This is a genomic window from Metapseudomonas otitidis, assembly GCF_900111835.1.
GTDB classification, from domain to species: Bacteria; Pseudomonadota; Gammaproteobacteria; order Pseudomonadales; family Pseudomonadaceae; genus Metapseudomonas; species Metapseudomonas otitidis.
The window spans coordinates 25,181-45,839 of sequence record NZ_FOJP01000016.1; the positions used below are offsets into that span (position 1 = coordinate 25,181).

The 20,659-nt window shown below is 68.4% G+C and carries 17 protein-coding genes; 12 read left to right on the plus strand and 5 right to left on the minus strand.

The window, feature by feature from the left end; translation table 11 throughout:
• Positions 1 to 119 precede the first annotated feature (119 nt).
• The 5 genes from BM198_RS20770 to BM198_RS20790 all read left to right on the plus strand — a co-directional run bounded on the left by BM198_RS20770 (position 120) and on the right by BM198_RS20790 (position 6,727).
• Positions 120 to 2,027, plus strand: a complete 1,908-nt coding sequence (locus BM198_RS20770) for a sigma-54-dependent Fis family transcriptional regulator (RefSeq protein ID WP_074972015.1) — start codon at positions 120 to 122, stop codon at positions 2,025 to 2,027.
• A gap of 118 nt (positions 2,028 to 2,145) precedes the next feature.
• A complete protein-coding gene (locus tag BM198_RS20775) occupies positions 2,146 to 3,879 on the plus strand; it encodes an ABC transporter ATP-binding protein (RefSeq protein ID WP_074972017.1) in 1,734 nt (577 codons plus the stop codon).
• The gene (gene qhpE, locus BM198_RS20780; protein ID WP_074972019.1) at positions 3,869 to 4,543 is read left to right on the plus strand and encodes a subtilisin-like serine protease QhpE; all 675 of its coding nucleotides are present in this window, start codon (positions 3,869 to 3,871) and stop codon (positions 4,541 to 4,543) included. Before BM198_RS20775 ends, qhpE begins: the two co-directional genes overlap by 11 nt.
• Complete coding sequence (gene qhpG, locus BM198_RS20785) at positions 4,536 to 5,831, plus strand: flavin-dependent monooxygenase QhpG (protein ID WP_074972020.1); 1,296 nt, start codon at positions 4,536 to 4,538, stop codon at positions 5,829 to 5,831. Before qhpE ends, qhpG begins: the two co-directional genes overlap by 8 nt.
• A 77-nt stretch (positions 5,832 to 5,908) precedes the next feature.
• On the plus strand, positions 5,909 to 6,727 hold the full coding sequence (locus BM198_RS20790; protein WP_074972022.1) for a protein phosphatase 2C domain-containing protein: 819 nt from the start codon (positions 5,909 to 5,911) through the stop codon (positions 6,725 to 6,727).
• 20 nt (positions 6,728 to 6,747) lie between these two features.
• Here BM198_RS20790 and BM198_RS20795 read toward each other — a convergent pair whose 3' ends face one another.
• From BM198_RS20795 to BM198_RS20810, 4 genes are all read right to left on the minus strand, one after another.
• Positions 6,748 to 7,590: an AraC family transcriptional regulator gene (locus BM198_RS20795; protein WP_074972024.1), complete on the minus strand. Its 843-nt coding sequence runs from the start codon at positions 7,588 to 7,590 to the stop codon at positions 6,748 to 6,750.
• An 86-nt stretch (positions 7,591 to 7,676) separates the two neighbouring features.
• Positions 7,677 to 8,387, minus strand: coding sequence for a hypothetical protein (locus BM198_RS20800; protein ID WP_074972026.1), 711 nt, complete (start codon positions 8,385 to 8,387; stop codon positions 7,677 to 7,679).
• Positions 8,388 to 8,429: 42 nt separating this feature from the next.
• Positions 8,430 to 9,233: a suppressor of fused domain protein gene (locus tag BM198_RS20805; protein WP_074972028.1), complete on the minus strand. Its 804-nt coding sequence runs from the start codon at positions 9,231 to 9,233 to the stop codon at positions 8,430 to 8,432.
• Between the two features lie 160 nt (positions 9,234 to 9,393).
• Entirely contained in the window at positions 9,394 to 9,960 is a 567-nt protein-coding gene (locus tag BM198_RS20810) for a hypothetical protein (RefSeq protein ID WP_074972030.1), read from the minus strand.
• 109 nt (positions 9,961 to 10,069) lie between these two features.
• Between BM198_RS20810 and BM198_RS29385 the strand changes: the two genes are divergently transcribed.
• The 7 genes from BM198_RS29385 to BM198_RS20845 all read left to right on the plus strand — a co-directional run bounded on the left by BM198_RS29385 (position 10,070) and on the right by BM198_RS20845 (position 19,380).
• Complete coding sequence (locus BM198_RS29385) at positions 10,070 to 11,119, plus strand: hypothetical protein (RefSeq protein WP_139233675.1); 1,050 nt, start codon at positions 10,070 to 10,072, stop codon at positions 11,117 to 11,119.
• 269 nt (positions 11,120 to 11,388) lie between these two features.
• Positions 11,389 to 12,597, plus strand: a complete 1,209-nt coding sequence (locus BM198_RS20820) for a hypothetical protein (protein WP_074972032.1) — start codon at positions 11,389 to 11,391, stop codon at positions 12,595 to 12,597.
• 178 nt (positions 12,598 to 12,775) lie between these two features.
• On the plus strand, positions 12,776 to 14,584 hold the full coding sequence (locus BM198_RS20825; RefSeq protein ID WP_044399638.1) for an ABC transporter ATP-binding protein/permease: 1,809 nt from the start codon (positions 12,776 to 12,778) through the stop codon (positions 14,582 to 14,584).
• A gap of 137 nt (positions 14,585 to 14,721) precedes the next feature.
• Positions 14,722 to 16,272, plus strand: coding sequence for a DUF3369 domain-containing protein (locus BM198_RS20830; RefSeq protein ID WP_074972034.1), 1,551 nt, complete (start codon positions 14,722 to 14,724; stop codon positions 16,270 to 16,272).
• Positions 16,269 to 17,933, plus strand: a complete 1,665-nt coding sequence (locus tag BM198_RS20835; protein WP_074972036.1) for an ATP-binding protein — start codon at positions 16,269 to 16,271, stop codon at positions 17,931 to 17,933. Before BM198_RS20830 ends, BM198_RS20835 begins: the two co-directional genes overlap by 4 nt.
• Before the next feature lie 12 nt (positions 17,934 to 17,945).
• Positions 17,946 to 18,698, plus strand: coding sequence for a substrate-binding periplasmic protein (locus BM198_RS20840; RefSeq protein ID WP_074972038.1), 753 nt, complete (start codon positions 17,946 to 17,948; stop codon positions 18,696 to 18,698).
• Positions 18,699 to 18,768: 70 nt separating this feature from the next.
• Positions 18,769 to 19,380 (plus strand): LysE family translocator, encoded by a 612-nt coding sequence (locus BM198_RS20845; protein ID WP_074972040.1) that lies wholly within the window; start codon positions 18,769 to 18,771, stop codon positions 19,378 to 19,380.
• An 89-nt stretch (positions 19,381 to 19,469) separates the two neighbouring features.
• Here BM198_RS20845 and gcvT read toward each other — a convergent pair whose 3' ends face one another.
• Positions 19,470 to 20,594, minus strand: coding sequence for a glycine cleavage system aminomethyltransferase GcvT (gene gcvT, locus BM198_RS20850; protein WP_074972042.1), 1,125 nt, complete (start codon positions 20,592 to 20,594; stop codon positions 19,470 to 19,472).
• Positions 20,595 to 20,659 lie beyond the last annotated feature (65 nt).

Here is a 20,659-nt window from a genome sequence, read left to right on the forward strand (position 1 = left end):
CGATACTTGCTGGCTTCCAGCCTGCGGAACCGGCGCTCTTTACGGCACCGGCCGGGGGGTGTAGACAGTCAGGGCGTGCAGTCCGCCACGGCCAGGCCGGGCGGTTGCTGGAGCGAGAGATGGCGCAGGACATTCGAATAAAAATGGCGACCGATCCACTTCACCAGTCGTACCAGGCACGGCTGAAGCTGCTCAACGAAGGCGAACTGCCCCGCGGTGTGCTCCGCGAGGAGATCGATGCCTCATGGCGGCGCAGCCTTGGCCACGGGCTCAACTGCCTCGAAGGCGAGCAGCCCGAACTCCGTCATCACGACCTCGGCCTGCTGCTGGAAGGCAACCGCCTGCTGATCGATGCCGCCACCCCCGAGCTGGAGTACCTGGTCAGCCAGCAGGGCAAGGGCGGGTTGATCATCCTCGGCGACGCCCAGGCCAACCTGCTGGCCATCGAAGGCCAGACCGAATTCCTCAAGGGCTCCGGCCTGCGTGACCTGCGCCCCGGCAGCTGCTGGAGCGAATCGAGCCGGGGCACCAACGCCATCGGCACGGCGGTGGTGGAAGGCCGACCGACCCTGATCAACTGCGGCGAGCATTATCTCGACCGACTCAGCCCGTTCTCCTGCACCTCGGTGCCGCTGCGTGATCCCCAGGGGCAGGTGGTGGGCGTGCTGGACCTGACCCGGCAAGGCGTCATGGCCCAGCCCGAGGACAACCTCGCCACCCTGATGCTGGCCGCCGGCAATATCGAGAGCCGCCTGTTCGCCCTGACCTACGGCGATCACCTTGTGGTGGCCTTCCACAACCGTCCGCAGTACCTGGGCAGCGCCTGGCACGGGCTGCTGGCCCTGAGCCTGGAGGGCGAGGTGGTCGCCGCCAACGAGCGGGCCTGCGAACTGCTGCGGGTCGGCCGGGATGCCCTGGTGGGCCGCCGTGGCAGCGACCTCATCGGCGAGCGCGCCGCTCCGTTCATTGCCCGCCTGCTCAAGGGCGGCGTCAGCAGCGTGCAGACCGCCCAGGGCGAATTCTTCTTCCGCGCGCTCCAGGTGCCCCGCCACAGCCCCCTCGGCCACACTGCCCCGGCGGCGGCCAAGGTGCCCAGCCATGCAACATCCCAGGCCCTGGAGGCCCTGGCCGGCCACGATGGCCGCTTCGCCCGCGCCCTGCGCATGGCCCGCCAGGCCCTGGCCAGCGACCTGCCCGTGCTGCTGCTGGGGGAAACCGGCACCGGCAAGGAGGTGGTGGCCCGCGCCCTGCACCAGGCCAGCCCGCGTGCCGAGAAACCCTTCGTGGCGGTGAACTGCGCGGCCATCCCCGAGGGACTGATCGAGTCCGAGCTGTTCGGTTATCGCGAAGGCGCCTTCACCGGCTCCCGCCGTGGCGGCATGGTCGGCCGCTTGATGCAGGCCCACGGCGGCACGCTGTTCCTCGACGAGATCGGCGACATGCCCCTCGCGCTCCAGGCCCGCCTGCTGCGGGTGCTGCAGGAGCGCCGGGTGGCCCCCCTCGGCGCCGCCGAAGAGCAGGCCATCGACGTGGCGGTGATCTGTGCCACCCACCGCGACCTGCGCCGCCTGGTGCAGGACCAGCACTTCCGCGAAGACCTCTACTACCGCATCAACGGCGTCAGCCTGCGCCTGCCGGCCCTGCGCGAGCGGGACGACCTGGCCGGGATGATCGCCAGCGTGCTGGCCCGCTTCGGTGCCAGCGACGTCAGCCTGGACAAGGACCTCGCCGAGCTGTTCAGCGGCTACGACTGGCCGGGCAACATCCGCCAGCTGGAAATGGTCCTGCGCGCGGCCCTGGCCATGCGCGAACCGGGGGAGACCGTGCTGGGGCTGGACCACCTCACCGACAGCCTGCTGGACGACCTCACCGCCACCACCCGCCAGCCCGGCAGCATCCGCGAGAACGAACTGGAGCTGATCCGCGCCGCCCTGGAGCGGCACCAGGGCAATGTCTCCGCCGCCGCCGATGCCCTGGGCATCAGCCGCGCCACCCTGTACCGCAAGCTCAAGCAGCTCAGGGGATGACGCCCTTGAAGGCGCTGTGGGAGCGAATTCATTCGCGATGCCGTGTGCCTGGGCAGACCCGGGCTGAAGCCCGGGCTACGGCTGCACCTACGACGTTCCGGTATGCCCGGGTGACGGCATGACCCGCCTCCTGCTCAAGCTCGTCGACGCCCACGATCCCGAGCTACTGCGCCGCGCCCTGGCCTGGCTCTACGGCTTCGTGCGCCCGCAGCTGCGCGCCATCGCCGTGTTGCTGGGGTTGTCCCTCGGGGCATCGCTGCTGGTGCTGGCCCAGCCCTGGCTGACCAAGACGCTGATCGACGAGGGCCTGCTGGCCAAGGACTTCGGCCTGCTGGTGCAGGTGGCGGTGGCGATGATCGCCGTCGGCCTGATCGGCACCGCGCTCTCGGGCATCAACCGCTACCTGCACACCCGGCTTTCCGGGCGCATCCTCTTCGCCCTGCGCGACGACCTCTACCGCCACCTGCAGCAGCTCTCGCCGGCCTTCTACGGGCGCAAGCGCATCGGCGACATCCTGTCGCGCCTGGATGGCGACGTGGCGGAAATCCAGCGTTTCGCCGTGGATTCGCTGTTTTCCGCCGTCTCCAGTCTCATCGGGCTGATCGGCGCGGTGAGCCTGATGCTGCTGCTGTCCTGGCAGCTGTCCCTGCTGCTGGCGCTGCTGATCCCCGTGGAAGTGCTCTGGCTGCGCTGGATGCGCCGCAAGGTCGAGCGCGAGGTGCGCAGCCTGCGGGAACGTTCGGCGGATGTGTCGTCCTTCCTGGTGGAAACCCTGCCGGCGATGAAGTTCATCCAGGCTGCTGGCCAGCAGGCCCGCGAAGCCCGCCGCCTGGAGGGCCTGGGGCAGGGCTACATGCGCCAGCTGCTGCGGGTGCAGGTCACCGAGTTCTTCACCCACGCGGTGCCGGGCACGCTCACCTCGTTGTCCCGCGCCTGCGCCTTTCTCATCGGCGGCTACTGGGTCATCCAGGGCACCTGGCAACTGGGCGCGCTGATCGCCTTCTCCACCTACCTCGGCATGGCCGTGGGGCCGGTGCAGAGCCTGCTCGGCCTCTACGTTGCGCTGCAGCGCATGACGGTCAGCCTCGGGCGGGTCATGGAGCTGCAGCAGGAGCCGGTGCCGGTGCGCCCGCCCGTCACGCCCGTGCCCCTGCCGGACGGCCCCGGCACCCTGCGCCTGGAGGGCGTGCACTTCGCCCACGAGCAGCGTGCCGGCGCCGTGCTGGAAGGTGTGGACGCGGAGATTCCCGCCGGGCTCAAGGTGGCCATCAGCGGCGCCTCGGGCGTCGGCAAGTCCACCCTGATCGACCTGCTGCAGCGCTTCTACGACCCCGACCAGGGGCGCATCCTGCTGGACGGCGTCGACCTGCGCGAGCTGGACCTGCTGGCCCTGCGCCGGCGCATCGCCGTGGTCAGCCAGGACATCGTCCTGTTCCGCGGCACCCTGGCGGAGAACCTCGCCTACAGCGCCCCCGACGCCAGCCGCGAGGCCCTGGAACGGGTGGTGCGCCTGGCCCGGCTGGACGGCCTGGTGGCCTCCCTGCCGCTGGGGTTGGACAACCCCCTGGGCGAGCGTGGCCAGCAGCTTTCCGGTGGGCAGAAACAGCGCATCGCCATCGCCCGCGCGCTGCTGCAGGCCCCGCTGATCCTGGTGCTGGACGAAGCCACCTCGGCAGTGGACGAAGCCACCGAGCGCGAGGTGATCGCCGCCATCGACCAGTTGTTCGCCGGGCGCACGCGCATCCTCATCAGCCACCGGCCGTCCACCCTCGCCGAGGCGGACCTGCACCTGCGTCTGGAGCAGGGGCGCCTGCGTCCACTGGCAGCCGAGATCGCCCTCGATGGCCGCTGACGTGCGCATCGGCCTGATCGACAGCGGCTTTGCCCCGGAGCAGGCCGACGGCGTCAAAGCGTCCCGGCGCTTCTGGCTGGAGGACGGCGAACTGCGCGAAGGCGACGTCCAGCTCGACAGCCTCGGCCACGGCCAGGTGGTGCTCGACACCTTCCGCCGCCAGGCCGGCCCGGTGGGCGTCTGCATGGCCCAGGTATTCGGCGAGCGGGGTCAGACCAGCCCGCTGCAGATCGCCGCCGCCCTCTGCTGGCTGCTGGAGCAGGAGGTGAGCCTGGTGAGCATGAGCCTGGGCCTGCGCACGGACCGGCCGGTATTGCGTGACGCCTGCGCCCGGCTCCAGGCCGCCGGCGTGCTGCTCTGTGCCTCCAGCCCGGCCCAGGGCGAGCCGGTGTACCCGGCCAGCTACCCGGGCGTCATCCGCATCACCGGCGATGCCCGTTGCGCGCCGGGGCAGTGGTCCTGGCTCGGCACCCGCCAGGCCGACTTCGGCGCCCATGTGGTGGCCCACAACGGCGTCGCCGGTGCCAGCGTCGCCTGCGCGGCCCTGGCCGGCACCCTGGCTGCGCACCTGGCGCGCCAGCCGGGCATCAGCCGGGACGCACTGCTGCAGGCGCTGCGCCAGGGCGCCGCCTACCACGGGCCGGAGCGGCGCGGCCATGACTGAAATCCTCATCCTCGGCGCCGGCCCGGCCGGTGCCGCCGTCGCCCTGGGCCTCACGCGCCTGGGTTACCCGGTGCGGGTGGTCAGCGAGTGGCGTCGTTTCGCGGCGGTGGAGGGCGTCTCCCAGCGGGTGCTGGAGGGGCTGCGCCAGGCCGGGCTGCACCGGGCGCTGGCCACTGCAGCGGCACCCTCGCCGCGTCGGGTGCAGTGGAACGGCGAGGGACAATCCATCAACCAGGAATGCCTGCTGGATCGGCCGGTCTTCGACGCCGCCCTGCGCGACGACCTGCAGGCTGCCGGTATCGAGGTGCTGGAAGCGCGGGTACTCAAGCTGGCGCACGGCCCCGACGGCCACGCCGTGCACCTGGAAGGCGGCGAGGTGCTGCGGGCCGGCTTCCTGGTGGAAGCGCGCGGACGCTCCGCGCCCCTGGCCGGCGGACGGCTGCGCGGGCCGGAGACCCTCAGCCTGCTCAACCAGTGGCACGACGCCCCCGGCCTGGCCGGCTCGGCGGTTGAAAGCCTGGCCGACGGCTGGGCCTGGATGGCGCGGCTGGCCGACGGCCGCTGCTATTGGCAGATCACCCTCGACGCCACCGCCAGCGACCTGCCGCCCCGGGACCGGTTGCCGGCCTGGTGCGCCGAACGTCGCCGGCAGTCCGCTCGGGTGCGCGAGCTGTTCGGCGAGGCTGCCCTGCAACCCGCCAGCCTGCATGCCCGCAGCAGCACCGCGATCCTCTTCCACGAGGCCAGCGGCCCTGACTGGCTGCGGGTCGGGGATGCGGCGATGGCGGTGGACCCGCTGTCCGGCAACGGCATCTTCCAGTCCCTGTCCTCCGCGCTGCAGGCCCCGGCGGTGATCAACACCCTGTTGCGCCACCCGGAGCGCGCCGCCTTGGCCCGAACCTTCCACCAGCGCCGGGTCGAGCACCTGTTCCAGCGTTTCGCCCGTACCGGCCGTGACTTCTATGCCCTGGAGCAGCGCTGGCCGGAGCAGCCGTTCTGGCGTGGTCGCCGCACCTGGCCCGATGCCGCGCCGCTGCATGCCGAGGCGGACATCCGCCAGGTGCGGGTGGAGTCGGCGCCGGTGATCCAGGGCGAGCTGATCGAGGCGCGGGAGGTGGTCATCACCGCCGACCAGCCCCTGGGTGTCTGGCACCTGGACGGCACCGAGCTGGCGCCCATCGTTCGCGCCCTGCAGGCCGGTCGGCTGGACGCAGCCCTGGCCGCGCTGGCGCCCGAGCCACGGCGCAAGGTGCAGGGTTGGCTGCTGGCGCAGGGGTATCGGCCCTGACAAGGGGCCAGCATTGTTCCGCCGGGTGCGGTGATTAGAATGTGCGGCTCGCATTCATCGCACACGAAGGAACCGCCATGCACCTCGACCTGATCCAGACCCTCAGCCTTGCCGGCAAGGCCGCCGTTCCCAACGACGACCGCGTCGGCTGTGCCGGGCGGCATGCCTGGGTCATCGACGGTGCCACCGACCTGGGCGAGCCGGGCCTGATGGGGCAGCGGGGTGGTGCGGCCTGGCTGGCCGACGCGGCCCATCGCGGCTTCATGGCTGCTTCGGGCCCCCTGGCCTCGCTGTGCGAGCAGGTGTTCCAGGCCGTCGCTGCCGACTACCGGCGTGATCGCCAGCGCGAGCCCGTCGCTGCCTGGGAACTGCCCCGTGCCTCCCTTGCCGCCATCGCCCTGGAAGGCGACCGGCTGGCCTGCGGCTTTCTCGGCGACTGCACCGTGATCCACCGCAGCGCCCAGGGTGTGGCCTTCCTCACGCCGCAGCCGGATCGCTGGCAGGAGCAGGCCGAAGCCCAGGCCCTGGGTCCTGGCATTGGCGCCGACAACGTCCGCAGTGCCCATGTCCTGGCCGACCGCCGCGCCGCCCGCGAGCGGCCCAAGGCGGTGCTGAGCGTCGACGCCGAGCAGGCGAGGGCCGCCCTGCAATACACCCAGGCGCCCCTGGCCGCCGGCGACGACCTGCTGCTGATGAGCGACGGCTTCGCCGCATTGATCGACACCTACCACCACTACGACGCCCCGACCCTGATGGCCCAGGTACTGGAAAGCGGCCTGCTGCCGCTGGCCGAGGAGCTGCGCCGCATCGAGCGCGAGGACGCCGCCTGCCTGCGCTACCCGCGCTTCAAGGCCAGCGACGATGCCTCGGTGATCTGGTTGCGGGTGGGTGGCTAGCCGGAGGAGCGACAGCCGACTCACCCAAGCGCGCGTCGCACCACCGGCACCCACACTTCCACGAACCCCGTCCCCTGCATCGGCTCGAAATCGGCACTGTATTGCTCGAATTCCGGGGCGTTGGCGAAGGCGTACCCGGACGCCGGCAGCCACCTGTTGAAGATGGTGAGGAAGGTCTGGTGGATGGTGGAGATGTGGCCCAGGTGGCGGAACACGGCGTAGTCCTGCTGGCGCACCTTGAAGTGGCGGAAGGTGGGCGGAAGCCCGTCGATGCGGGGCACTTCGACGCCGGCGATGTATTCGAAGCTGCCGTCCTCGCCCGGGTTGCAGCACAGGCCGTAGGTGACGTCGCTGGACTGGCCGGGAATCTGCCCCATATAGGGGGCGAAGGCCTGCCACAGGCCGACGATGCCTTCGTTGCGGTCGAAGGTGAAGCGTTCGCCCAGGCCGGCGATGAGGAAGTCGGAGCGGGTTTCAAAGCGGGGTTCGGACAGCTCCACGAAATTCATGGCTTTCATGCGCAAGGGCTCCACCAGGTGCAGGTTGCCGTGCCCCTGTTCGCGAACCTGCCGGGGCGTGACCCCGAACAGGTCGCTGAAGGCACGGGTGAAGGCTTCATGGGAGCCATAGCCGGCATCCAGCGCCACCTGCAGGATGTCCCGCGTGCCGTCGCCCAGGGCATGGGCCGCCCGGGTCAGGCGGCGGGCACGGATGTAGCGCATCACCGACCAGCCGGTGGCGAGGGAAAACAGACGCGACAGGGCGAATGGCGACAGCCCGGCGTGGGCCGCGACGGACCCGAGGTCCAGGCTGGCATCCTGTTCGGACTCGATGAACCACAGGACCTGTTCGATGCTCGGCATGGGGCACTCCTTGAAGACGGCACCGACCTTAGCAAGAGGGCGTCGAGGCGATTTGATCGTTCTTGCGCGGCTGGCGCCGCCCGCCTTCAGCGCGCGTAATAGAACGCCTGGCTGAAACCGAACACCAGCCCTTGCGCCTCGCACCACTCCGGGAAGGAGGCCGACGTGTCGGCTGAGCGATAGCGGCTCCAGGCGTCCAGCAGGGCGCGGCAGTGGCGTTGCTCCTCTGCCAGCCATTTCGGTGTCTGCTCGGGGGCGAGCCGGGCGATCAGTTCGCCGGCCCGGGCGAGGGCGGTTTCGGCATGGGCTTCGTCACCGATGAAGAACGACTCGCCGAGGTGGTGGGTCTGGTAGTCCACCTGGCCCAGGTAGGCGACCGCCAGCCGGTAGAGGGCGATGGCGTCGTTGGGGTCCTGTTCCAGCGCCTGGTGGAAGTAGGCGGTGTCTTCCTTGATCACCGCGGCCCAGCGGTAGGGCACGGGTGAGGGCGGCGCCTCCTGGCACCAGGCTTCCAGTATCTGACCGAGGTACACCCGCAGCGGCTGCGCCAGGAGCTGGTGGGCGGCAGGCGTGTGGTAGTGCAGCGCCGCCAGCTCGCAGGCGCGCTCGCGCTGCACGTCCAGGGGCGCGTGGCGGCAGGCGGCGATGAAGCCGGCCAGGGCCTGCAGGGCCGGCTTCTTCAACCCGCGCTCGCGCAGCTGGCAGTACGCGGCGAAGCCTTCGTAGCCGGGCGTGTCGGCGTAGGCTTCGGCGATGGCCGTGAGGCTCTGGAAGTTGTCCTGGTTCCAGTAGTGCATGGGCTGTTCTTCGGCTGAGCTTGGCGTGTCTTGTCCGTGTGTCTACACGACGCCGGCTCGGGTGAGCAGGCTGCGGTGCCCAATGCCGGCTGACTGCAGGCGCTGCAGCAGGTCCTGGCGCGCGGCCTGGCCGCCGGAGCGGATGTAGTCCAGCTCGGCGGCGGTGATGAGCACCACCGGTACCAGGGTGACCGGCGACAACGGCATGTCCTCCAGGCGGGTGGCGAAGTCTGGCGCGGGGCCGCCCAGCAGGATGCCGACGCAGTCGTCTTCGGTGATGAATGCCGGGGGCACCTGGCTGCCCACGCAGTTGGACTGGCTCACGCCGGGCAGCTCCAGGGAGAGGGCGCCGTAGCGCTCCAGCTGGGTCGTGATGCCACCTGCGTCCGCAACGGTGTCGGCCACGCTCTTGAGCACCTCATAGGCCCAGCTGTTGCGCAGCGGGTCCACGTCGCCAGGGGCACCTTGTGCGTGCTCGGGAATATCCGGGGTGTCGATGAACAGTTCCAGTTCGAAGCCGTTGACCGGCTCGTCACCGTCGTCGAAGGGGTAGCAGAGGCCGTCGGTGGCCAGGATGATGCTGCCGTCACGGCGGACGACCCGGTAGGACTGGCGGGTGGAAGGCCAGTACGGCCCGCCGGTGAAGCTGGGGCTGATGAGGAAGGTCAGCACATCGCGCTCGACGGCACCGATACCTTGCCAGTGCCGGTCCAGGCGCTCGCCACTGGCCTCCAGTGCGACTTGCCGGGCCTGCTCGGCCGGTGTCATGCCTTCCTGGTCTGAATCAGAGGGGGTATCGGGGGTGCCTGCTTGCGATGAGCCGAGCAGCTTCTTGAAGAACTCCATGGGCATTCCTTGCGTGGGGTGGGGTGTATCAGGCGTGCATTCTGGCGGGCCCTTGAGCTTCGCGAAACCACGGAGACGATGTTTCATGACCGGCCACTCAGGGCCGGATGCCAGAAGCAGAAGGAGCTGGAAGGCCAAGGTGCTTTTCCTGGCCCCGGCGTCAGCGATTGCCTCCGGACATGAGTGCCGAGCGTACCGGTAGGGCCGAGTGTTCAGGATGCTCTTTGAGGAAGCTGCGTAGAGCCGACTCCTGACGGTTCACGATGCAGATGCGTGCTGAGGCGTAAGTGACCTCGCAAGTGCCCAAGGCAAAGAGGCCGCAGTGCTTGACGCCATAGCGTGCTGCCGACTCGATGGGTTCCGGGCAGTTGTAGAGCAGCTCTCCCAGGTAGTTGATTTCACCCTGCTTCACGGTGAAACGCAGGGGCGCGCCAAACGGGCCCATCGTGCCTCGGCGAGAGCCCATTTCCTGCACTTCGTAGTCGCCAGCCGGCAGCCAGGCTGAATAGAGGTCCTTGGCTCCCCACCCCATGACCTGGCCTGTCTGCAGGTGACGGAAGCCGATCCAGGTGCCGTAGGGGCCGCTATCGACCAGGGAACCGACGATCAGGCCCGCATCCCGGGCGGAGCGAGGGCTGCTGTCCAGGGACATCTCTGCTGGCATGGGGGCGCAACCGACCAGCAGGGCGAGAAACCCTCCAATGGTGAGCGGGCGGAAAACGAACATTGAGAGCCTCAGGTGATGAATAGGTGAAGTGATTGGCAGTCGAGTGGCTGGACGCTGGAGGGGGGCTTCATTAGGATCGCCGCCTTTGCGCTTGCCTCAAGGATGAACCGTGATTTCGCCAGATTTTCCCCCATTTCGCTCATTGATGGCGCTGACTTCGTTCGCGCTTCTGCTCACGGGCTGCAGCATCAACGGCTCTTACTCTGACGCCACGCAGCCCGACGCGGCCAAGTTGCGCTTCGTCAGCGACATGGAGAACGCGACCCTCGACGTCTTCGACGAAGCGCATTGCGACGGGGCGACAACGGGAATCCTCAACAACATGCTCACGGGCAACACCCGTCGCCGGGCAGGCATGACCATCGCTCCCGCGAAGGAGTCGGATGCGTACCTGGAGATACGCTTGAAACCCGGCAAGGAAGTTTTCCTGCGGAACAACTCCAGCGGCAGCTCCCACGTGTGTTCCACCGGCTTCAACTTCACGCCTGAGGCGGGTGCCGAGTACGAACTGACCTTTTCTTCCAACGGGCGGCAGTGCATCTCGTCGATGGCACGCCTCAGTCAGGACGGTGGGCGAGTTATGCGTCATCCGTTGGTGTTGCTTGAAAAGGGGCTGCCCGGTTGCGCTGGAAGCAACGCGATTTTCCCCGAGGCGCCGGCCGTCCTACCGGCCACACCTGAACGAACGGCGATGATCGACCAGATCATCGCCGACAGCCTCACGCCTGAAATGAAGCGAAGCGTTCAGCCCCTATCAAAGGCCGATCAGCTCAAAGTGACCGAGGGAATGGTTGCGGAGCGCAAGACGTTGATGGGGCTGACGTTGCCTGACGAGTATTGGGTGCAATACCAGGCCGCCTTGATGAGCTTCCTGCAGGACACCATGGCGATGGGCGAAACCGTATTGAAGAAATACAAGGACGACTACAGTGCCCGCCTGAGTCCGTTGGAAACCGACGAGTTGCGCACCTATGTCCCGGACAGCCCGGAGTTGGACCGTTCCAAGGCGGCTGCTTTGAACGCCTTGATGCTCAAGCGCTACTACGACTGGCGCACGGTCGCTCGCAAGGAAGGCCTCGCCGCGCATTTGAGCCGAATGGCTGAACTGGATCGCCGCTTTGGCGTATGCGAACGCTACGCCCGCTGCTGGCGTAATTGAGCGTCATGGGTGATCCCCTGCCCGTTGCAGCATTCAACTGACAGGGGATTTTCTCGACGCATCCTGCGCTGCTCTTGGGTGGTTCTTGGCTGCGCTTTGCTATCCGGCGACCGTACTCCGACCCGCCATCCTGCTTCCCCTGCACTGACCTTCCACCGCATTCAACCGCCGCGACCTGCTTCTCAGGCGCGGCGGCAGCTTTGCCTTAGGATGCCGGGCTTTGGGCCGTGTCGATCCCGGCCCCCATCCCAGGACCGCCAGAGGCCGCCATGAACCCCTTGAGTGCAATCGATTACGCCCGTATCCAGGCGCTGCTGGAGACCGACTACGTGCAGGAGCACTACCTGCGCTACGAGGCCGGTGGCGACAGCTATGACTGGCTGGAGTTGGAGGACGGGGAGGGCGACAGCGTCGAGCTGTACGTCGAATTCCTCCCGGACCGATTCCGCATCGCGGTGGCCAACGAGTCGGGCCCCGGGCCGGACAACGGCTTCGATGACCACCGGCATTTCATCTTCAAACTGGTGGATGTCGAGGCGCAGCGCCACGAGCTGCTCTTCCAGCCCATGGAGGTGGACGGCGAGGGAGCGGACTGCCTGGATACCTTCCCGCTCGCGGAACAGGCGCCGGCCGTCCAGGCCAGCGCGGTGCGTTACCTGGGGATGCTGGAGGCCTACATCCGTGCGGCGGACCAGCGCCTGGCCGAGCTGAAGGCCGACCTGCCGCCGGACATCATCCTCAATGTGCTGGGCACCTTCGACCGCTTCGACGCGCTGCGCGATACCTTCGAGTCGATGACGGCCTCCATGGGGCTGGAGACCTTCCGCCTGGACGAGGCCTTCAGCGAGCTGGAGCACGACGACCGCATGCCGCGCTCCTACCGCATCTGTGCCGACCGCACGGAGCCGTCCATGACCGAGGAAGACGAGGCGGCCATCGAGGCGCATACCGCCACCGCCTATTTCGTGATGCCGCGCATTCACCACGAGCGCACCCGCATCGTTGCGGCGATGGCGGCGGCGCGGGCCCTGGGGCGCCTGATCGAGCAGGGGCTGGTCACGGCCGCCAAGGTCGAGACGGCAGGCCTGGCCCATGGCCTGGCGCGCTGGAAGGAGCTGATCGACGCGCTGGAGGCGTCGGTGGAGGCTCGTGACCAGCGGCGCATGCTGCTGACGCTGTACCGCCTGTTCGTGCGCAAGCCCATCGGCCACGAGAACCTGCTCTACACCTGTGGCATGCAGCACCTGGGCCTGCCGGACTTCGTGATCCGCTTCGCCGAGGACGAAGAGGTCGACCTGGAGGCCCAGGAGGCGGCGGTGGCGCGCTTCGAGCAGGCCTTCCTGGCCGCGTTCGGGGTCGAGCCCGCCGCCGAGCCGTCGAGCCCGTACCTGGCGCGGCCGGACTTCGGCTACGAACTGGGCGATATCCGCCACAACCCCTTCGGCTACATCTGCATCGGCCAGTCCGCCCAGGGCTGAGGCGGGCAGGGCAGTGGTCAGCTGAACGCCGGCTGACACCGCCCCTGATGGATGTTCCGACGCGGCCGGTGCTGTTTATACTGCGCGCCGACACAGCGCCACCGCCTCGCTTCGGTGGCCTGGGGCGGGCTCCGGCCCGACCGCGTCGTCCCCTTCCCCCGAAGCACGGATACCCAGCATGGAAATGGATTGGAGCAAGGCCCTGCAGGAGAGCCTGAGCTGGCTCGCTGTCGCGTCCCTGGTCACCATCGTTGCGTTCTCCGCCGCCGCTGCGCTGGCGGTTCGATTCACCCGTTGGGGCAGTCAGTTCTGGCAGGTCGCCGGCCCCTACCTCAGCCCCAAGCGCAGCTGGAAGCCGCTGCTGGTCTTCACCCTGCTGCTGGTGATGGCGCTGTTCTCGGTGCGCATGAACGTGCTGTTCTCGTTCTGGTACAACGGCTTCTACAGCGCGTTGCAGGGCCTGGACCAGACGGCGTTCTGGTACTTCCTCGGCATTTTCGCGGTGCTGGCGGCCATCCACGTGCTGCGGGCGCTGTTCAACTACTACCTCACCCAGGCCTTCAACATCCGCTGGCGGGTCTGGCTCACCGAGCGCCTGACCGGCGACTGGATGAACGGCGATGCCTACTACCGCGGGCAGTTCCTCGACGAGCCGGTGGACAACCCCGATCAGCGCATCGAGCTGGACGTCAACGCCTTCGTCACCGGCTCGGTATCCCTGGCCCTGGGGGCGGTGAGTGCCCTGGTGTCGCTGGTGGCCTTCACCGGCATCCTCTGGGGCCTGTCGGCACCGCTGACGGTGGGTGGGGTGGAGATCCCCCGGGCCATGGTCTTCGCGGTGTACATCTACGTGATCATCGCCACCTGGATCGCCTTCCGCCTCGGCCGGCCGCTGATCCGGCTGAACTTCCTCAACGAAAAGCTCACGGCGAACTTCCGTTATGCGCTGATGCGCCTGCGCGAGTACGCCGAGAACGTGGCCTTCTACCAGGGCACCGCCATCGAGCGCGGCACGCTGCTGGGGCGCTTCAGCGCGCTGATCGGCAACGTCTGGGCCATGGTCTACCGGAGCCTGAAGTTCGACGGCTTCAACCTGGTGGTGAGCCAGGTGGCGGTGGTCTTCCCGTTCATTCTCCAGGCGCCGCGCTTCTTCAGCGGGGCGATCAAGCTGGGTGATGTGATGCAGACCTCCCAGGCCTTCGGTCAGGTGCAGGATTCGCTGTCGTTCTTCCGCACCTCCTACGACACCTTCGCCCAGTACCGCGCGACCCTGGACCGTCTCACTGGCTTCCTCGATGCCAACCAGCAGGCCCGCGAGTTGCCCAAGGTGGACACCCATGAAGCCGCCGATGGCCTGCGCATCGAAAGTCTCGACGTGCTGCGCCCCGACGGGCACCGCCTGCTGGCCGACCTGGCGCTGGAGCTGGTGCCGGGCCAGGCGCTGCTGATCAAGGGGCCCTCGGGCAGCGGCAAGACCACCCTGCTGCGGGCGCTGGCGGGGCTCTGGCCCTATGCCGAAGGCACCGTGTACCGCCCCGGCGGGCACCAGGCGCTGTTCCTCTCCCAGCGCCCGTACCTGCCCCTGGGCGACCTGCGCACCGCCATCGCCTACCCCAATACCGCCGTGGCCGAGGATGACGAACGCCTGAAGCAGGCGCTGCGCCAGGTCAACCTCGCGCACCTGGCCGAGCGCCTGGAGCTGAGTCAGGACTGGACGCGCATCCTCTCCATCGGCGAGCAGCAGCGCCTGGCCTTCGCCCGGGTGCTGTTCAACCGGCCCCGTGTGGTGTTCCTCGACGAGTCCACCTCGGCCATGGACGAAGGCCTGGAGCACGCCCTCTACTCGTTGCTGCGCGAGCACCTGGACGAGACGCTGCTGGTCAGCGTCGGCCACCGCGCCACCCTGGCGCAGTTCCATACCCACCGCCTGGACGTGGACGGGCAGGGCGGTTGGGCCCTGCGCGAGCAGGCCGGCGACCTCGCCTGACCCCTCGCAGCCCCGGGAGTCAGACGGCTTCCGGGGCGTCCTAAGGCCGCCGCGCAGCGGCTTACACGCAAAAAATCCAGTCACTCCATCCGGGCCGTCTATGCTGCTGGCATTGGGCCTTGTCCAGGATGAGTGCTATGGACTTCTTCGCCGATTCTCCCTCCTCAACCCATTCACCGCCGCCTGCTCCCCGGCCGATCCCGCCGTGGTGCGTGCTGGTGGTGGACGATGATGCCGAGGTACACGCCGTCACCCGGCTCGCCTTGAGCGGCTTCGAGTTCCAGGGGCGACCCCTGGAGCTGGTTCCCGCCTATTCCGCCGCCCAGGCCCGTGACATTTTCAAGTCACGGGATGACATCGCCCTGGCGCTGATCGACGTGGTGATGGAAACCGAGCACGCCGGGCTGGACCTGGTGCGGTACCTGCGGGAAACCTGCAACAACCGCATGACGCGCCTGGTGCTGCGCACCGGGCAGGCCGGCCAGGCTCCGGAGGACCGGGTCATCCGCGAGTACGAGGTGGATGACTACAAGGAAAAGACCGAGCTCACCACCCAGAAGCTGCGCACGCTGTTGTATTCGATGCTGCGGTCGTACCGCGACCTGGGGGTGATCGAGGCCCAGCGCCGGGGCCTGAGCCACGTGCTGGAGGCCTGCGCCAAGGTGCAGAACGCCGCGACCCTCAAGGTGTTCTCCTCCACGGTGCTGGAGCAACTGACCACCCTGCTGCACCTGGGGCAGTCGGCGCTGTATTGCATGGTCTGCCCGGGGGAAGGGCACGAACAGACCCGCACCCTGGCCGCCACCGGCGAGTTCCACAGCTACCAGGCCGACGACTCGCTGCAGACCCTGCCTGGTGATGTCGCCGAGCGCTTCCGCCAGGTGCTGGAGGCCAAAGCCTCGTGCCACTACGACGACGCCTACGTGCTCTATCACAGCAACGAGCGCGGCGGCGCCAGCCTGCTCTACGTCACCCACCTGGAGCCGCTGAGCGAGCTGGACCGGCAGTTGCTGGAAATCTACATGCGCAACGTGGCCATCACCTTCGAGAACATCAACCTGCTGGAAGACCTGCAGGAAACCTCCAAGGAGCTGGTCTACACCCTGGCCAACGCCGTGGAGGTGCGCAGCAAGGAGACCGGCGCCCACGTGCAGCGCGTTTCGCTGTTCAGCGAAATGCTGGCGCGGCTCTACGGCCTGCCGGAGCGCGAGGTGTACCTGATCCAGCACGCCTCGCCGCTGCATGACATCGGCAAGGTGGCGATTCCCGACGCCATCCTGCACAAGCCCGGCAAGCTCGACCCCGACGAGTGGGTGGTGATGAAGAAGCACGTCGACTACGGCGTGGCCATCCTCCAGCGTTCCCGCCGGTTGCTGATGCAGGTGGGCGCGCAAATCGCCGGCAACCACCACGAGCGCTGGGACGGCAACGGCTACCCCCAGGGCCTGGCCGGGGACACCATTCCACTGGCTGGGCGGATCATCGCCCTGGCCGACGTCTTCGACGCCCTGTGCTCCCGGCGCGCCTACAAGGAGCCCTGGCCCCGGGAAGAGGTGCTGGAGTTGATCCGCTCCGAGCGCGGCCGGCATTTCGAGCCTCGCCTGGTGGACCTGCTGCTGGAGCACCAGGACGCCTTCTTCGCCATCCGTGACCAGTACCCCGACGACCCGGACGAGCACCACTCATGACCGCCGCGCCACCTGTCGGCCCCGAGCAAGGCCAGGTTGTGGTCGGGCGCAGCCTTTCCGCCAGCCTGCTGCGCCTGACCCTGGTCTGTGCGGTGGCGCTGGGCCTGGTGGTCAGCCTGGTGCAGATCGCGCTGGACTACGAGCGCAGCCGTGACCTGCCGGACGCGGACGTGCAGGCCCTGTTCGGGCTGGTGCGCGACCCGGCCACCACCGTGGTGTTCAGCCTCGACCAGAGCACCGCCGACGACCTGCTCAAGGGCATGCTCGAGCAGCGCGGTGTGGTCGGCGCACGGATCATGCTGCCGGAAGGCAAGCTGTTCGCCGACCGTTCCCGCAGCTTGACGCAGACCGAAGGCCGCGCCCTCAACGACATGCTGTTCGGCATGACGCGCCACTACCAACTGCGCCTGTCCACCGAGAAGCTCGGCATCGGCGCTGCCGGTTGGCTGGGTGACCTGCTGGTGGAAGTGGACACCTTCCCCTACGGTGGCGAGTTCCTCCACCGCGCCGTGGTGACCCTGGTCAGCGGCCTGGTCTACGCTCTGGCCATCTCGCTGATCCTGCTGCTGATCTTCTATATCTGGGTCACCCGCCCGTTGCGCCAGCTGATCTTCTCCATCGCCCGGGTGGATATCGCCGCCCCGGAGAACGCCCGCCTCAGCGAGCCCGCCGGACACGCCGAGAACGAGATCGGCGTGCTGGTGCGCGCCACCAACCAGCACCTGCAGGCCCTGGGTGACAACCTGCGGCAGGTGCGCGAAGGGGAGGAGAAGCTCAAGGCCTACTCCGACCAGCTGGAGTCCACCGTCGCCGAGCGGACCCGCGAGCTGACTGAAAGCGTGTGCCAGCTGCGCGAAGCCCAGGGGCAGCTGATCCAGTCCGAGAAGCTGGCGGCACTGGGCGGCCTGGTGGCAGGGGTGGCCCATGAGGTGAACACCCCGCTGGGCATCGCCGTCACCGCCTCCTCGGTGCTGGGAGAGGTGCTGGGCGAGTTGCAGAGCCAGTTCCAGGCCCAGACCCTGACCAGCGACGCCTTCCGCAGCCTGCTGCAGCGCGCCCAGGACAGCAGCACCATGCTCGACCACAACATCGGCCGCGCCGCGCGGCTGATCGCCAACTTCAAGCAGACCGCCGTGGACCAGGTGTCCGAAGCCCGCTGCCAGTTCCAGGTGCGCCAGGTGCTGGAGGCCCTGATAACCAGCCTGCACCCCGAGACCCGCAAGGTGCCGGTGGAGCCGGTGCTGGACTGCGACGCCGAGCTGACCATGCAGAGCCTGCCTGGCGTGCTCACCCAGGTGGTGGCCAACCTCATCATGAACAGCGTGCGCCACGCCTTCTCCGAGACCCAGGCCGCGCGCATCGTCCTGTCCCTGAAGGCTGAGGGCGACGAGGTGCTGCTGGACTACCGTGACAACGGCAGCGGCGTACCGGCGGAGCTGCACGAGCGCATCTTCGAACCTTTCTTCACCACCAAGCGCGGCGAGGGTGGGACCGGCCTGGGCCTGAACATCGTCTTCAACCTGATCACCCGCAAGCTCAACGGCCGGTTGAAGTTCGAGTCCGCTCCCGGTGCCGGCGTGCACTTCCAGATCTGGATGCCCCGCGAGCTGCCGAGCCAACTGGTGGAGGCCAATAGCGGGCCCGCCGGCCCGCGCCAATAGAGGAGGGGCGTGATGAAAGCATGGCTCCTGGCAGTTGTGCTGGCTGCCTGCGTCGGGCCGGTGGCGGCCGAAACGGTGGTGATTGCCGCCGAGGACGACTGGGCACCTTATTCTTCCAAGCGTTTCGACAGCAACGAGCCCGAAGGCTTTGCACCAGAGCTGGTGCGCGAGGCGTTCGCCACCCAGGGTGTGGAGGTGCAGTTCCTCACCGTGCCGTTTTCCCGCTGCCTGCTGCTGGCAGAGGTGGGCCAGCAGGCCGTGGCCTGCTTCGACGTCACCATCACCGACGCCAACCGCGACCAATACGTTTGGCACCCGACCCCGCTATTCAAGGAAGGCCTGGCCATCTTCGGTCGCGCCGACGAACCCCGGCAGGACCTGAAGACCGCCGACCTCGACGGCCACAGCGTCGGCATCACCAACGGCTACACCTACCCGACGGCCTTCATGGAGAACCCGGCCATCGAGCGCTTCACCGCCAACTCCGATGCGCAGCTGCTGCAGATGCTGGCGGCGGGGCGTGTCGACTACATCCTGATGAACACCATGCCCGGCTTGATGCGCATCCAGCAGAGCGGCGAATTTCGGGGCAGGGTGAAACAGGTGGGGTTGATGCAGGAGGATGGCTTCTGGCTGGCCTTCTCCAAGGTCAACCCGGATGGGGCGCGGCTCGCGGCTGTGTTCGAGCAGGGCCTGCAGGCGCTGCGCAGCACGGGGCGCTACCAGAAGATGCTCGCCGACTTCCAGCAGCGCTACCGGGAGTGAACGCCGGCCTCGCGCAGCCCAGGGCGGCTCGCTAGACTGGCGCCTCGCGCCTGCCCTGGAGCCCCACCCGATGGCCTTGCATACCTGGTTGATCTACCTGCTGGCCGTCCTCGGCCTGTCCCTAACACCCGGCCCCAACGCCTTGCTGGCACTGTCCCATGGCGCCCTCCATGGGCACCGTCGGGCGCTGTTCACCATCAGCGGCGGCGCGCTCGGCTTCGCCCTGCTGATGGCGCTGTCCATGTTCGGCATCGGCGCGCTGCTCAAGGCCTCCGCCCAGGCACTGACCCTGCTCAAGGTGGCCGGCGGCCTGTACCTGATCTGGCTCGGCATCCAACTCTGGCGCTCGCCCGGCATCCAGCTGGACGCCGGCACCGAGGTCGGCCGGCGCAGCAACCTCAGCCTGTTCCGCCAGGGCATGTTCTCGGCTCTGTCCAACCCCAAGGTGATCCTGTTCTTCGGCGCCTTCGTCTCCCAGTTCCTCGACCCCGCACGGCCCCTGTGGCTGCAGTGCGTGGTCATGACCCTGACCTTCGTGAGCATCGAATGCGTGGTGGAGTACCTGCTCGCCCGCCTGGCCCACCGCGTCCGCCCCTGGCTGGCGCGCAGCGGCCGGCGCTTCAACCAGGTGTGCGGCGGGCTGTTCGGGATGGCGGGCCTGGCGTTGCCGTTGACGCGTTGAGGCGAGGATAAGAAAAGGCGGCGGTAGACCCGCCGCCTGAAGGCCCCGGGCCGGCGAGGGGCCGCCGGTGGGGCATCGAGGGTAAAGCGTCAGCCGCGGTAGTAGCGCTGCGGCACGAAGGGGGTGCGGGCGACCTTCATGGGCACGCGCTTGCCGCGCACCATGGCCCAGACGTCGGTGTCCAGCGTGGCCTTGTCGGCGGGCAGGTAGCCCATGGCCACGGGGCCGCCCAGGCTGGGGCCGAAGCCGCCGCTGGTGACGCGGCCGATCACCGCGCCGTCGGCATCGACGATTTCCGCGCCTTCACGCACCGGTACGCGTTCCTGGGGCAGCAGCCCGACGCGCTTCTGCGCCACGCCATCGCGCTGCTGGGCGTAGATGCGCTCGGCACCCGGGAAGCCGCCGGCGCGGGCGCCATCGGCACGGCGCACCTTGGAGAGGGCCCAGCCGAGGCTGGCTTCGATGGGGGTGGTGGCGCTGCTCATGTCGTGGCCGTACAGGCACAGGCCGGCTTCCAGGCGCAGCGAGTCGCGGGCGCCGAGGCCGATGGGCTGGACTTCGGGCTGGGCCAGCAGGGTGCGGGCGAGGGCCTCGGCCTTGTCGGCGGGCACGGAGATCTCGTAGCCATCCTCGCCGGTGTAGCCGGAGCGGCTGACGTAGCACTCCACGCCTTCCAGGCGCACGCTGCCGAACTGCATGAAGGTCATCTTCTTCACTTCCGGGGCCAGGCGGCCCAGCACCTCGGCGGCAGCCGGGCCCTGGAGGGCCAGCAGGGCGCGGGACTCGAACAGCGGTTCGATCTCGCACTGGCCACCGATGTGCTGGCGCAGGTGGGCCAGGTCCTGGTCCTTGCAGGCGGCGTTGACCACCAGCATCAGCTCATCCGGGGCCAGGCGCGCCACCATCAGGTCGTCGAGGATGCCGCCGTTGGCATCGGTGAACACCGCGTAGCGCTGCAGGCCCACCGGCAGGTCGATGATGTCCACCGGCACCAGGGTTTCCAGGGCCTGGCCGGCGTGGTTGCCGCGCAGGCGGATCTGGCCCATGTGGGAGACATCGAACAGCCCAGCCTGGCCGCGGGTGTGCAGGTGCTCCTTGAGCACGCCCAGGGGGTACTGCACCGGCATGTCGTAGCCGGCGAAGGGCACCATCTTCGCGCCGAGTTCGAGGTGCAGTGCGTGCAGCGGGGTCTTGGCGAGGGTTTCAGTGGTCATTCCGTCTTCCTGTAGGTGCGCCGCGCGCACCGATTGAGGGTCCGTGGGCGCTGGGCGCCCGACGG

What these genes read in the sequence shown, in the direction of transcription:
- BM198_RS20820 (WP_074972032.1), top strand. Translation starts at nt 11,389, where the DNA reads ATGAACCCCTTGAGTGCAATCGATTACGCCCGTATCCAGGCGCTGCTG.
- BM198_RS20835 (WP_074972036.1), top strand. Translation starts at nt 16,269, where the DNA reads ATGACCGCCGCGCCACCTGTCGGCCCCGAGCAAGGCCAGGTTGTGGTC.
- qhpG (WP_074972020.1), top strand. Translation starts at nt 4,536, where the DNA reads ATGACTGAAATCCTCATCCTCGGCGCCGGCCCGGCCGGTGCCGCCGTC.
- gcvT (WP_074972042.1), bottom strand. Translation starts at nt 20,594, where the DNA reads ATGACCACTGAAACCCTCGCCAAGACCCCGCTGCACGCACTGCACCTC.
- BM198_RS20790 (WP_074972022.1), top strand. Translation starts at nt 5,909, where the DNA reads ATGCACCTCGACCTGATCCAGACCCTCAGCCTTGCCGGCAAGGCCGCC.
- BM198_RS20830 (WP_074972034.1), top strand. Translation starts at nt 14,722, where the DNA reads ATGGACTTCTTCGCCGATTCTCCCTCCTCAACCCATTCACCGCCGCCT.
- BM198_RS20810 (WP_074972030.1), bottom strand. Translation starts at nt 9,960, where the DNA reads ATGTTCGTTTTCCGCCCGCTCACCATTGGAGGGTTTCTCGCCCTGCTG.
- BM198_RS20775 (WP_074972017.1), top strand. Translation starts at nt 2,146, where the DNA reads ATGACCCGCCTCCTGCTCAAGCTCGTCGACGCCCACGATCCCGAGCTA.
- BM198_RS20770 (WP_074972015.1), top strand. Translation starts at nt 120, where the DNA reads ATGGCGCAGGACATTCGAATAAAAATGGCGACCGATCCACTTCACCAG.
- BM198_RS20825 (WP_044399638.1), top strand. Translation starts at nt 12,776, where the DNA reads ATGGAAATGGATTGGAGCAAGGCCCTGCAGGAGAGCCTGAGCTGGCTC.
- BM198_RS20805 (WP_074972028.1), bottom strand. Translation starts at nt 9,233, where the DNA reads ATGGAGTTCTTCAAGAAGCTGCTCGGCTCATCGCAAGCAGGCACCCCC.
- BM198_RS20795 (WP_074972024.1), bottom strand. Translation starts at nt 7,590, where the DNA reads ATGCCGAGCATCGAACAGGTCCTGTGGTTCATCGAGTCCGAACAGGAT.
- BM198_RS20845 (WP_074972040.1), top strand. Translation starts at nt 18,769, where the DNA reads ATGGCCTTGCATACCTGGTTGATCTACCTGCTGGCCGTCCTCGGCCTG.
- BM198_RS20800 (WP_074972026.1), bottom strand. Translation starts at nt 8,387, where the DNA reads ATGCACTACTGGAACCAGGACAACTTCCAGAGCCTCACGGCCATCGCC.
- qhpE (WP_074972019.1), top strand. Translation starts at nt 3,869, where the DNA reads ATGGCCGCTGACGTGCGCATCGGCCTGATCGACAGCGGCTTTGCCCCG.
- BM198_RS20840 (WP_074972038.1), top strand. Translation starts at nt 17,946, where the DNA reads ATGAAAGCATGGCTCCTGGCAGTTGTGCTGGCTGCCTGCGTCGGGCCG.